We start from the raw sequence: 13,370 nt of genomic DNA on the forward strand, positions 1-13,370 counted from the left end.
AACCATTACCCTTTTACCTTTCCCCAAGCCAAACAGGTATAAAAAATAAAATACAGGCCAGCAAATTTTGCTTGACCTGTCTTAATAACAAGTCATTTGTCATTCATCATGAGTCAAATGACAAATAACAAATGACAAATGACAATAATTATGACTTAACGCCCATTTGTGCAGCGACTTCTTCAGCAAAGTTGCTTTCTTGCTTTTCAATGCCTTCACCTAAGACATAGCGCACAAAGCGTTTGATTTTGATGTCTTGGCCGACTTTAGACTTAACTTGCTTCACCAAGTCTTCTACTGAAATGCTTTGATCGCGAATGAAGGGCTGATCCAGCAAAGCCAATTCTTTAAGACGTTTTTCAATCCGTCCTTGAACAATCTTTTCTTTGATGTTCTGTGGCTTGTTGGATAAGTCATCCCGCCCCATTTCCACTTCTTTTTCTTTATCAGCAACTTCAGCAGGTATTTCGTCTACACTGACATACTCGACATTGGGGCAAGCAGCTACTTGCATAGCGCTGTTCCGTGCTAAAGCTTGGAAATCTTCATTGCCCACGGCTGCATCAGTTTCAGATTCTATCTCAACTAACACACCAACTCGACCGCCAGTGTGAATATAGCTGTCTACTATACCTGCTTTGCCTTCCGCTAATGAAAAATTGACAAAGCGGCGCACCTGGATATTTTCACCAAGTTGAGCAATCAATTGCTTGATGGATTCATCTACAGTTGCACTTGCATCTTCAATATAAGGTTGAGCCAATAAAGCTTCAACGCTATCAGCTGATGCTGCTTGCTTTGCCAGATTTTTAACTAAAGCCTTAAAAGACTCGTTACGGGCAACGAAGTCGGTTTGGCAGTTAACTTCTATCAGTACACCTACCTGAGATCCAGGCTGGATGAAGGTGTCTACTAGACCTTCTGCTGCAACGCGATCGCTTTTTTTACCAGCTGAAGTGATGCCCTTTTGACGTAACCAATCTATGGCTTTGTCAATGTCACCATCATTTTCTTTTAGTGCTTTTTTGCAGTCCATCATGCCAGCATTGGTTTTTTGGCGTAGCTCTTGGACTAGTTTTGCAGATATTTCCGCCATGTTGCCCTCAATTCCTACTTGACCTCGAGTTGTAATCGCTAACTGGTGTTGAGTATTTCTATCTTACTCAGCGCTGAAGAAAGTATGAAGTTTGAAGTATGAAGTCTGAAATTTTCTCCTTCATACTTCATCCTTTACCCTTACCTATTCTTCTTCGTCTTCGTCGCTAGCATATGAGCCTGTTAGCTCAGTTTCTTCATAGTCGTAATCTTCTTCAGCACCTTCGTAATCTTCATAGTCATCTTCTGCATCCAGCTGACCATGACGACCTTCATAAATCGCATCCGCCAATTTGCCGACGATCAGCTTAATTGATCTGATAGCGTCGTCATTTGCGGGGATGGGAATATCTACGACATCGGGGTCACAGTTTGTATCTAACATTGATACAATCGGAATTCCCAATTTTTGGCACTCTTGAACTGCGTTATACTCCCGGCGTTGGTCTACAATCACAACGACATCGGGAACTTTCCGCATGGTTTTAATCCCGCCCAAATATTTTTGCAGTTTCGCCATTTCCCGGCGTAACATTGAAGCTTCTTTTTTGGGCAACAAGTCCAATGCTCCGGTTTCTTCGCGGCGCTCTAAATCTTTGAGGCGGTCTACTCTGGTTTTAATAGTTGTCCAGTTGGTCAGCATTCCGCCCAACCAACGTTGGTTAATGTAGTGGGAACCGCAACGGCTGGCTTCTTGGGCAATAATACCCGCAGCTTGCCGCTTGGTGCCGACAAACAAGAATTTCTTCCCTTGTTCAGCTTGTGTACGCATATAAGTATATGCATCTTCCATCAACTGGGCAGTTTGCACCAAGTCGATAATATGTACACCATTGCGGGAAGTATAAATGTAAGGAGACATTTTTGGGTTCCAACGCCGGGTCTGATGACCAAAGTGAACCCCTGACTCCATCATTTGAGCCAATGAAACGACTGGCATATATTTCTAACTCCGATTCGGGTTAAACCTCCACCCAGGCGTATCTCCCAATAGGGAAACACCCGAATTCCTGGATGTGCGAGATTAATGAACCATACTAGGGTAGCACATTTGGGATCAGGGGTAAGTCAAAAAGGCAAGGGAGCAGGGAGCAGGGAGCAAGGGGGAGTGCTGCAACAGCCTCAAAGCCAGTGCTAGTCAGCCTCCTAATTTGCTAGGGTAACTTGCTCCTAAATTTATTGACAATCAAAACCTGAGCAATAATACCTCTACCGTCTAAAATCTCAATGTTCAGTGTGGTTTCTTTCTCCCCTCTGCCCCCTGCTCCCTGCCCCTTTTCCTCTTTTCCAATGCCCAATTATCACAGTTTTAAGAATGCTTCAATTGCGCGTAGGCTTCGTAAACACCCTTAACGTTGTACCAATTAAGAAAAATTCGGGCAACTTCTAAAGCTAATTGGGGTTTACCTAAGTTAATTAGCCATTGTAAAAACGGTGCCATTGTCCGTTCGTTTAGCGCACCATTGAGGGAGAGAATACCCCAAAGCAAACGATGTATCCAAGTCATTTGAATCATCATCCGCACTTCCCAAGTGGGGTGCTTTTGATAAAACAAAACTCCCATGCGTCCGCGTTGAATTTCTTTGTCAATTAAGTTAGGAATTTGCTCTAATCTAAATGCTGGATGCCAATGATAACCAACTGCTGCTGGACATTTAATTAGTTGTAAACCGAGATTTTTTAGCCTGACACCAAGTTCTAAATCTTCCCATCCATAGAGTTGAAATCTAGTGTCAAAAAGTCCTACTTTCTCTAACCAATGTTTAGGAATTGCCACATTACCTGTAGCGAAAAAAGCTGCGGAAAAATCTGTGACTTTATAAGGTTCAGAAGTGGGATGATCAAAATTAGCAGTATTAATCACTGCACCGTAGGTAAAAAAGCGATCGCTTCCCAATTTCTTTTGTCCTTGTACCAGCGCCTCAGCATGAGCCTGCAAGAAGTTGGACAGCACTACTAAATCGCTGTCAATAAAGATAATTGTGTCTCCCTGTGCTTGTTCTACTCCCAAATTCCGCGCCGCAGCAGGCCCTTGATGGTCTTGCTCAAAGCATCGCACATGGGGAAACTCTTCTTGATGTGCAGCTAACCATTCTAAAGTGCCATCAGTAGAACCATCATCTACCAAAACGATTTCATAACCTGTAATCGGGGTTGAATCACCCAAATCCTGCACTTCCAAAGCCCGCAGACACTTTTCTAAAATTGGTTTGCGATTGTAAGTTGGTATAACAACACTGAAAAACACATTCTCACCCACAACACTATTACCCATCTCCAGAATAGGACAACTGTGACGCTAGCACTGTTCCTCTCCCCAAATTTGGACATCTGCTAAATAATTAACCTGATGGAGATGCTTCTTCTACAGGACGAATAATGGCTGGTGCTGGGGTTACTTCTGGTTTAAAGATGGCTTGTAATGCTTGTTCTAAAGTTTGTGCCATGACAATTCGGTTTTCGTAAGCTACAACTACCCTAACTAAGGTAGGTAAACTATTTTTTGTAGCTTCTAAATAAATTGGCTCGACATAAAGCAAAGATTGTTCTATTGGTATTACCAAGAGATTGCCTTGTATAGCTCTAGAACCTTGGCGATTCCATAAAGAAATTTGCTGAGAAATTACAGGATCTTGGTTAATTCTGGCTTCGATTTGTTCTGTCCCGTAAATCAGTCGTTCTTTGGGAAATACATAAAGTAGCAATTTACCGTAATTTTGACCATCCGATCGCGCTGCTAACCAAGCAATTAAATTCGTTCTTTGCTTGGGAGTATAAGGTAAAAGCAAGAGAAATTCTTCAAAGGGGTTGGTAGGTAAGCTGGTAATTAAATAGTACGGTTCTACTGGACGCGCTTGATTACCATAGATTTCGTTGGGAATTTGCCATTGGTCTTCTCGGTTGTAAAATACCTGAGTATCTGTCATGTGGTATGTCATCAACCGTTCAGCCTGGATGTTGAAATAATCAACGGGATAGCGAATATGGTTGCTGAGTGTTTTCGGCATTGCACTCAGGGGTTTAAATAGTTTGGGAAAGATTTTTCGCCAGGTGGTAATTATTGGGTCATGGCGATCGGCAACATAAAAGTTAACAGTGCCGTTATACGCATCTACTACAACTTTGACAGAGTTGCGAATATAGTTAATGCCATCTTGATTAGGATCGGAATAGGGATAGTGATGACTTGTTGTGTAGGCATCAACAATCCAGTAAAGATAATTTTGGTTTGTTGAGTAATCTTGATTGCTATTATCCAGATTGGCATTGGCAACTGCTAAATAAGGGTCACTGTCATATTTTAAAAAAGGTGCGATCGCTTGAATTCTTTGTTTAACATTGCGGCGTAATAAAATTTTTGTTTCTGGTAAAAAGTCCCTGGTTAACGTTATCTGCCAGTCTTTTAAATAGGCTGCAAATAGCCAACGTCGCCAAGTTGTCCCAATAGAAATGCCACCGTTGCCATCGTAGTTATTGTAAACGTTGTCACTACCACTGGGATAATCGAGTTCTCTGATTTTAGTACCAGTCATTACATAGTTATTCGTAATTTCACCGTAATAAATCCGGGGTTGCCCAATGGGAATACTGTTGCGAATACCTTGATTGGCAGTGGTGAGGGCACTGCTATCACCGCTAATATCTTTGACAAAATACTCTGGTAATCCACCGGGGCCAACTACATTTACAGGACTCAGAGTAAAACCAAAACCGTGGGTATAAATTAGATGGCGGTTCACCCAGGTTTGTGCTTCTTGGGGAACTGCACTGTAGTCTAATTCCCTGGCTGCAATTAATACTTGTCGCCGTTCTGTAATTTCCTGAGGTGGGGATGATGATTCCTGTTTTGGTGCTGCAGGACGGCTACTGGCGGCTTCTGTTTCTAGAGTGTAGCGGTCAATATCAGCGCCGGGAAATTGATAGTAGGGTCGAATTTGCTGCAACTGACGGTTAGTTTCTAAAAGTGGGCGCTGATCCCACAAGCGAATATTCCGAATGGTCAGCTCATTTGCTTTGATATCAGCTTCTGTTAATTCACCTTGAGGGTTGAAATTTCTGGTATCAATTGGTTCCAAATCGAAGGCTTGGCGAGTTGAGGCAATAGTACGCTGAATGTAGGGTTGCTCTCGTTGCAATTCATTAGGCTCAACTATTAAATATTGCACTGCATTTGGTATCAGCAAACCACCTACCAGCGCCAACAAAAAATAAACTCCTAAACCATAGAAAGCTAACTGACGATGGGGAGATTTCGGCCTCCAAAAGATTGTTCGCCATAAGAAGTAAAAGGCGATCGCTACTGCTAGGGCGCATAAAGTATTGTAAGCTGGCAGCTGTGCTACTACGTCGGTGTAGCTGGCACCGTAACTTACCCCACGCTTGGAATATACCAATTCATAACGACTTAATAAATAACTAAGAGCCACAGCTACCATAAATGCACCACCCAAGCCATATAAATGACGTTGCTGTGGTGGCGAAAACCCTGGAAAAAATCCTTGGCTGAGACTGTCGCCGGATAGGAGGTAGGTAAGAGTAACGGCAATTAAGCCATAAAAAAATAATCCCACTAGCCAGAGTCCTAGTAATTCTAATACTGGCAGGGAAAATATATAAAAGCTGGTATCTTTAATAAATAAAGGGTCAGTGTCGTTAAAGGCAGTACGAAAGAAATATTGCAGTATCTTTGCCCAATTTTGGTAAATTATCTGCCCAAAGAGCAGACTTATGACAATAGCGATCGCCCTAAGCGACAATCGAGGATAAATTAAAATAGCGATCGCAATTCCCAAAACTAAGCTTAAATACCAAACTTGGGAAAATATTTGCCTTGCCAGCTGCCATATTGTCTCTAGCTGAAAGCGATCGCTTACAAGTAAACTAGTCTTACTAAATGCTGGATTCCAGTAAGAAATGGCAATTTCACCGTAGTAAGCCAGCATTAATCCCACCAACAAGCTGAAGCCCAAAGCCAGAGGTAGCAGCCAATGCAATCTGATGGCGGGAAAGCGTCGAGGATCGAAACTACGGGCTAAATTGCGAGGATCGGACTGAGGACTGAGAAGCCTTGTAAACTCACTGCTGAGTGGCTGACTCGTCACTGGCGGAGGATACTTGAGCCGTTCTGCCAAAAAGAGGTTTACCAGCAGATAGACAGCAGTTATCCCAACTACAAATACCCATATAGTAGTCTTAGTAACCAGCCTGAGCAGAAATACTTGGAGGTAGCCGACTTCCTGAAACCAGAAAACTTCGACTGGTAACCGGGAACCCAGAACTACGAGTAGCCACAGCCCTAGGAAGAATATTAATAGGCGAAAGCCCCATTTCCACAACATTCCTTAGCAGTCAACCTTTTCTAAATTACAGTTATCAATGAATTGCCGCTGATGAAGCAAAGCTTACTAGTCAGCCAGTTCACTGATGCCTTTAACTGATCCTAGTACTTCGTTACAGAAATTATGATTGCTACGTAAGTAATTAGGCGCGATCGCACTGATAATATGTAAACTTTTGTAGGGAGAAAGGGGAAAGGGTAGCAGTACTGCTAGGTTAAGGATTTTCAACTCGGAATTTGGTTTGGGGAAAAGGTTAAAGGTTAAAGGTTTTTTCTTACCCCTTTTCCCCTTCCCCTTTTGCCCTTAACCGACAAGTATTGTAAAGGATACAGGTTTTCTCTTTTACCTGCCTCTTGAGCATTCTTAGATATAGTTATGCAGGAATCAAGCAGATTTATGCTGGCGAGCTTTGGCAAGTGTTATCCTACTAGCTAACGATTAAAGATGACCTACAATAATGTTTGATTTTTAACTCGCAATCATGCTAACCAGCGTTGACCGTTTATTATTTGTGCGGCGAGTCCCGATTTTTAAAGAATTGCGGGATGATTTTATCGTGCGGCTTGCTTCGGTGATGAACGAGCTAACCTTTCCCTCAAATCACGCCATTTTTAGGCAAGGAGAAGAAGGGCGATCGCTCTATATTGTAGTATCTGGCCGTGTTAAAGTTCACATTGGCGAAAAAAAGTTGGCAGAGGTAGACAAAGGCAAGTACTTTGGCGAAATGGCAGTTTTTGATACACAACCCCGTTCCGCCTCAGCCACGACTTTAGAACCCTGTGAGTGTTTGGAACTTACCCAAGAACAACTCTATGATGCTATTGAAGAAACTCCTGAAATTGCGGTGAATATCATTCGTGAGTTATCGCGTCTGATTCGCAAACTCAATGAAAAATGAAAATATTACTATTAGTTATTGGGTGTTTGGTGTTTGTTAGAGGTGATTTTTAATATAGAACAGAAAATAATTTTAAATTTTTAATTAGTATAATTTTTACAATTCAGCTTTTATACTTCTTCTAATAGACAAGAGTGTATTTTCTGCTGTCAGCGTCACGCAGCATCTAGAGCTTAACATACAGAATTTACAGAAAAGCAAAAAATTCATGCCAACTGATGCGGTAATCTTGCGCTTAGAAAAAGTAACGGAACAGCACGCTGATAACCTTTACTCTTTTATAAGCAATCCACTTCTGTATGAATATATTGAAGATTCAGTTCCTAGCCTCATAGAAATTAGGAGAAAATTTCAGTTTGCAGCGCTAGAAAAATCACCCGATAACCCAACGATGATTTGGCTCAAATGGGCTGCTATTAATGCTCAAAACCAATATGTAGGTATGGTGGAAATCGGGATTTTTGAAGATAAATATGCAGAAATTGGCTTTATGACATTTGTGGGTTATCAAAACCAAGGCTACGCCAGTGATTACTGTTCTTTAGCTATTGCAGAAACACAACGACGCTTTCACTTGTTATCGCTGCACGCATCAGTTAATCAGCACAACCTTGCCTCTCGTAAAGTACTTGAGAAGCTGGGGTTTAAATTGTACAAAGTCAAAAATAATGCAGAGTTTATCAAAGGTAAATTTTCTGATGAATTAATTTATCGCGTGAATTTCTCAGAATAAATTGACGTTGATTATGAGGCTATTTTCAGACATTCTTTAATAAAAGACTGCGGAATTTCTAAACTATTCCCCCAGTGTAAATGAACATAAGAAGCATAAACATTGATAGGTGAACTCCATCCTTCATAACCCATATTTTCATCACAATCATAGCGATAGGTTTCCCATAAAGGCTGAGGATTAGTCAAAGTCAAATGAGAACGATGAAACTCATGTCCGTAAACAGTTTTCCCTGTCTTTACTAACAGATTATCTTGCAAAGCTACAGCACGACGGTATCCTAAAGTTAAGCGTTTATCCATCGTTGCAGATGTTGGTAAAATTCCTACCATTGGCCAAGATTCGCCTGCAAAATCAATAATTTGCTCACACAAATACATTAATCCCCCACACTCAGCAATTACAGGTATTCCTTGCATAATTGCTGTTTTTACAGCATCGCGAGCGCTAATATTTTCTGCTAGTTGCTGGGCAAAAACTTCTGGAAATCCGCCACCAAAATAAATACCTTGGACATCTTTTGGTAATTCAGAATCTCCTAACGGACTCCAAAAAACCAGTTCTGCACCCAACTCTTGCAACAAATCAAGATTATCTTGATAGTAAAAATTAAAAGCGCGATCGCGTGCAACTGCAATCCTTATTGAGGGAGATGAGGGGGATAAGGGAGATGAGGAAGAAATGTCTTGTCCCCTTGTCCCGTTGTTATCAGTCCCCAGTCCCTTATCCCCAGTCCCCAACATAGGCAATAACCTTTCCCAGTCAAAGCAAGTATCCCCTAAATCAGCAAGCCGACTGATCACTGCATCTAATTCTGGGAGTTCTGCTGTAGGCACTAAACCTAAATGGCGATCGGGAATGGTGATATTATCTTGACGACGCAGTACCCCAAGAATGGGTAATTGTAATGATTCTAGAGCGTCCTTGAGTAGAGAAAGATGGCGATCGCTGCCTACGCGATTGAGTATTAAACCCGCTATTTTAATTCTCGGATCAAAAGAACGATAACCATGAGCGATCGCTGCTACAGAACCAGATAAGCGACTGCAATCAATTACCAACACCACAGGTAAATTCAGCAGCCTTGCAATATGTGCAGTACTGGCAAAATCGGTTATGGGTTGGGCATGGGGCATGGGGCATGGGGCATTGGGTAATTGGTAATTGGTAATGGGTAATGGGTAATGGGTAATGGGTAATTTGCTATTTTTCCCCTGCTCCCTCTGCTCCCTCTGCTCCCCTGCTCCCTCATCCCCTTGTCCCCTTGTCCCCAGTCCCCAAGCCCCAGTCCCCTTAATCCCATCAAACAGCCCCATTACGCCTTCTACCAAAGCATATTCACTATTTTGGCTGTGACGGGCAAAACATTGCTGAATATAAGCTTCAGAAGTCAAAACTGGATCTAAATTCCGACAAGCACGACCAGTTACGTGCTGATGAAACATCGGGTCGATATAGTCCGGGCCGACCTTAAACGATTGTACTGTAATACCCCGACGACATAATGATGCTAAAAGCGTCAGTGTAACTGTTGTCTTACCTACTCCACTACGTTCTCCAGCAATCACTAAAGCCATAAACCGCCTTTCGATTTGATTTCCACAAAAATTTTAGGTGCGATCGCCAAAGCTTAAATTAATTTAACAATAAAATCAGTGCGATCGCCCCATTACCCCACATCCTCTCTTCTGGCAACTCCTGATAGACTAACCAGACTCCCACGCTTCAGCACTTCTAAATATGACTAAAAACTTAGCATTTCTCACCATCCACGGTATGGGAGAAACGGAACAAGAATATTACCAAAGCCTTAAACAATCTTTAGAAAAAACTTTAGGTAAAGATATTTGGCAAAAAGTTCACTTTGAAGCAATCTATTATCAATTTGAGTTGCAAGATTATCAATATAGTGTTTGGGAAAATATGCACCAAAGTGCATCTCTAGCTTGGCAAGATTTACGAAAATTTATGCTCTTTGGTTTTAGCGATGCATCTACCTTAGAACACCGAGCTACTGATGATGGCAGCTTGTATAAAAAAATCCAAAAATCTATTATTTATTCCCTAAATCTTGCCAGAATAGCCTTGTCTTCTAATGATATTTCTGTAATTATCTTGGCTCATTCTTTAGGTTGCCAAGTTATCTCTAATTATCTTTGGGATGCTCAAAATAATAAGGGAATTTGGCAGATAAATAGTCTAGATTATCCAGTATTTCAACCAGAGCATGAAGATTTCTTAAGATTGAAATCACTGCAATATCTTATTACTACTGGTTGCAATATTCCATTATTTGTAGCTGGCTTTGCCAAAATCATCGCAATTAATAAACCCAATCCTAATTTTCAATGGTTTAACTACTATGACAAAGATGATGTTTTAGCATGGCCTTTAAAACCCTTATCGCCTTCCTATAATTTAATAGTTGAGCAAGATATCGAGATTGATTCTGGCAACATTTGGCAATCGTGGAATCCGCAAAGCCATGATGGTTATTGGACTGATGAAGACTTTATTACACATTTGTCAAACATAATTAAGAGTTTGAGTACATAGCGCCACGTATATATAAAAGTCTCAATGGTATTTTTACTCCACACTGTTGTACAGACGCGATTAATCGCGTCTCTATTGAATCAGCACTTTCCAATCAGAGAGACTTAGCACTCAGTAATTTTAACGTACAGCTTTTTTATATGCTCAAGCGGCTGTAATATTAGCATCAGAAGATTCTGGTGGCAATTACCATGAAAGGCAGCCTATCACTAAGTATCTTGAGCTACTTAGATTCACTAAAAGTATTTCGCTTTCGCAGCTCCAATAAGTTGGATTGGTTACTCATATTGTCTTCTGTGCCTGTGTTGATTGCTGCTTCTGCGGTAGTCACAATTGCTGCACCACAGAAAATCTCCCAAGCCACTCCAGGAGTTAACTTTAACCGCCCTACCCTAAACATTGGTAGTCAAGGAGAACGGGTATCTGAACTGCAAGCAGCTCTCAAACTATTGGGCTTTTATACGGGTAACGTTGACGGTATTTATAGCACTAATACTGCAACTGCCGTTTCTCGATTTAAGCAAGCAGCTGGCTTAAATCCAGACGGGATTGTTGATGCTGTGACTTGGCAAAAGTTATTCCCCAACCAAGCAATAGCACCATCAACAGTAACTTCACCTCAGCCTAACCCTACATCTACACCAGCATTAATTGCGCCTGCTTCCACGAACAACCCTAATAGAAATATTCCTAAACCAGAGCCAAAACCTGCTCAACCTAGACAAAATACAACTACCAAACCCCAAAGGACACCCACCCGTCCTTCTCCATCTCGGACTACGCCAGCTCCTACTACGCAAATCCCACGTTTTGTTGAACGTACCCCTGGTATTCAATACACCACAGATGGATTACCAATTTTGCGTTTAGGGAACCGTGGCTATGAAGTAGGCAAATTACAAGAAGTATTGAAAAAGCTGGGATTCTTGGAAGGTGGCGCAGATGGAGACTTTGGCCCCTCAACAGATGCAGCAGTCAAAGCTGCACAAAGCCGCTATGGGCTAGAACCTGACGGCGTAGCTGGTGGTGAAACCTGGCAAGTACTGTTAGGAAGATTGCAGCGACAGCGTTAAATAAATAAGAAAATGGGTATGGGGTGTTTGGTAATGGGTAATGGGTAATTGCTAATTGGTAATTGGTGTTGGGTGTTTGGGGTTTGCCACTAATTATTTCTCCCCTGCTCTCCTTTGGATTCGCCAGTCGCTCATAGGGGAAACCCCCTTGGCGCTAGCCTCTCCCCTTGGGAGAAGACCGCGCTGGCTCACCTGCTCCCTGCCCCCTTGCTTGATCTCCCTCATCTCCTCTCCTCCCTGCTCTAGCCCCTATTCCCTTACAACTTGCGTATGAAACACTTTTTATTAACTTGGCTGGCTACTGCGGTGGCTTTATTAATTACCTCGAGAGTTGTTTATGGCTTCGAGGTCAAGAGTTTTGTAGCGGCGTTGATTGCTGCTGTGGTTATTGGACTTGTTAATGGGTTTATTCGCCCAATTTTGCGGTTTTTCGCGTTTCCAATTACTTTACTGACTTTTGGTTTATTTTCCTTTGTCATCAATGCTCTAACTTTGTGGTTAGCCAGTGGACTAACTCCTGGTTCGGGTTTTGAGATTAAGGGTTTTATACCAGCTTTGTTAGGATCAATTGTGTTAGCGATTGTTTCTAGCGTGCTAAATTATTTTCTGAGAGTGGTGGAATAAGAGCTGCCACGGCTATTGTCACTGCCTTTGGTTCATCATTTAACCGAAAAATTTGTTTAGGTACTAAGCACCTAACTCCAATATCAATTAAATACGGAGTGAGGTTCGCTAAATGTGCATTCAACTGTAGAGACTGATGGGTTGAAAATTGCTCCTCATTTTCCCCTATCTGTAAGCCTATCGTTGATTGGCAATCGATATTTGCTGCTGCAAGCATAGCCGCTGCTTCCGCTACACTAGGTGTTCCCATTACTTGAGCCGTAATTTCCCCTGGGTTGGGAACAGAGACCAGCCGGAGAATTTCTGCAGGATATGTTTTTAAACAAAAATTATGTAGCTGGCAAAATTCTACTAAACCCACTTCTGAAGCTTTATTGTTGATGGTAGCAAGACCTGCGATGGCTCCGCCAAAGCCTTTGGCTAACGCGCTTTGATTCAGTTGATTTTCTCTCAACACTTGCTCAATTGCCGTCTCAATCAACTTGCTCGATACACCTTGTTGGCAGCCTAATCCTACCCAGAAGTGTTGTGACAGCTTTTGCAATTCGGGCATTGTATCACTCACTGCTAAATTTATCCTCAATTAAATTGAAAATTTTTATTGCATCTGTAAGGCTAAAAATACCCGTATCCACGACCTTTTGTATGAGTTGTATACTTTCTGGTTCAGTATGATACATCAAAACTGATCGTTACAATACTTTTCCTCAAAACGAAAAACTATATATTGTGTACATCTAGCACAGTAGGAAACGCCGAGGCAGAGAACAGGTAAAAGGTAAGAAGAAAAAATAAATTTTCTGATTGATTTTTACTTCTCTAATAAGCTTGAGGCGCAAGCGTTTTGCCTCCTCTATCTTGGTGTTTCAATTTCTTCCTTAATCTTGTGCAGCAAAGCTTTCAGAGCCAGAAATATATTCTTACTCTCTTCAATATCTATAGATTATTGATAGACAAAACTTGCTTCTTTATATCTTAGCTAAAACAAGTATAAAGCTTTGTTAATTTAAGTTTTGATTACTCAAAAACATACAAAATCTGTTGCAAAAAGC

At 41.6% G+C, this 13,370-nt stretch carries 11 protein-coding genes; 5 read left to right on the plus strand and 6 right to left on the minus strand.

Going from position 1 to position 13,370, the window contains the following annotated elements; translation table 11 throughout:
* Nucleotides 1-148: 148 nt before the first annotated feature.
* The 4 genes from tsf to AACU25_RS32075 form a co-directional block, all read right to left on the minus strand.
* Nucleotides 149-1,096, minus strand: a complete 948-nt coding sequence (tsf, locus tag AACU25_RS32060; RefSeq protein WP_096582621.1) for a translation elongation factor Ts — start codon at nt 1,094-1,096, stop codon at nt 149-151.
* A gap of 144 nt (nt 1,097-1,240) precedes the next feature.
* On the minus strand, nt 1,241-2,035 hold the full coding sequence (rpsB, locus tag AACU25_RS32065) for a 30S ribosomal protein S2 (protein WP_096582623.1): 795 nt from the start codon (nt 2,033-2,035) through the stop codon (nt 1,241-1,243).
* 369 nt (nt 2,036-2,404) lie between these two features.
* On the minus strand, nt 2,405-3,370 hold the full coding sequence (locus tag AACU25_RS32070) for a glycosyltransferase family 2 protein (RefSeq protein ID WP_096582625.1): 966 nt from the start codon (nt 3,368-3,370) through the stop codon (nt 2,405-2,407).
* A 67-nt stretch (nt 3,371-3,437) separates the two neighbouring features.
* On the minus strand, nt 3,438-6,434 hold the full coding sequence (locus AACU25_RS32075; RefSeq protein WP_096582627.1) for a UPF0182 family protein: 2,997 nt from the start codon (nt 6,432-6,434) through the stop codon (nt 3,438-3,440).
* Nucleotides 6,435-6,915: 481 nt separating this feature from the next.
* Between AACU25_RS32075 and AACU25_RS32080 the strand changes: the two genes are divergently transcribed.
* Complete coding sequence (locus tag AACU25_RS32080) at nt 6,916-7,332, plus strand: cyclic nucleotide-binding domain-containing protein (protein ID WP_096582629.1); 417 nt, start codon at nt 6,916-6,918, stop codon at nt 7,330-7,332.
* 208 nt (nt 7,333-7,540) lie between these two features.
* A complete protein-coding gene (locus AACU25_RS32085) occupies nt 7,541-8,065 on the plus strand; it encodes a GNAT family N-acetyltransferase (RefSeq protein WP_096582631.1) in 525 nt (174 codons plus the stop codon).
* An 11-nt stretch (nt 8,066-8,076) separates the two neighbouring features.
* Here AACU25_RS32085 and AACU25_RS32090 read toward each other — a convergent pair whose 3' ends face one another.
* On the minus strand, nt 8,077-9,642 hold the full coding sequence (locus tag AACU25_RS32090) for a cobyrinic acid a,c-diamide synthase CobB (RefSeq protein ID WP_096582633.1): 1,566 nt from the start codon (nt 9,640-9,642) through the stop codon (nt 8,077-8,079).
* A 163-nt stretch (nt 9,643-9,805) separates the two neighbouring features.
* On the opposite strand from AACU25_RS32090, the gene AACU25_RS32095 reads away from it, so the two are divergent.
* From AACU25_RS32095 to AACU25_RS32105, 3 genes are all read left to right on the plus strand, one after another.
* A complete protein-coding gene (locus AACU25_RS32095) occupies nt 9,806-10,621 on the plus strand; it encodes a hypothetical protein (protein WP_096582635.1) in 816 nt (271 codons plus the stop codon).
* Nucleotides 10,622-10,812: 191 nt separating this feature from the next.
* Entirely contained in the window at nt 10,813-11,694 is an 882-nt protein-coding gene (locus AACU25_RS32100; protein WP_096582637.1) for a peptidoglycan-binding domain-containing protein, read from the plus strand.
* Nucleotides 11,695-11,964: 270 nt separating this feature from the next.
* The gene (locus AACU25_RS32105) at nt 11,965-12,318 is read left to right on the plus strand and encodes a phage holin family protein (protein WP_045869922.1); all 354 of its coding nucleotides are present in this window, start codon (nt 11,965-11,967) and stop codon (nt 12,316-12,318) included.
* On the opposite strand, the gene AACU25_RS32110 is transcribed toward AACU25_RS32105, so the two are convergent.
* The gene (locus AACU25_RS32110) at nt 12,281-12,883 is read right to left on the minus strand and encodes a cobalamin biosynthesis protein (protein WP_321206703.1); all 603 of its coding nucleotides are present in this window, start codon (nt 12,881-12,883) and stop codon (nt 12,281-12,283) included. The two genes, AACU25_RS32105 and AACU25_RS32110, sit on opposite strands and share 38 nt — an antisense overlap.
* Nucleotides 12,884-13,370: the final 487 nt, after the last annotated feature.

This window comes from Tolypothrix tenuis PCC 7101, assembly GCF_963874875.1.
Taxonomy (GTDB): Bacteria; Cyanobacteriota; Cyanobacteriia; order Cyanobacteriales; family Nostocaceae; genus Aulosira; species Aulosira tenue.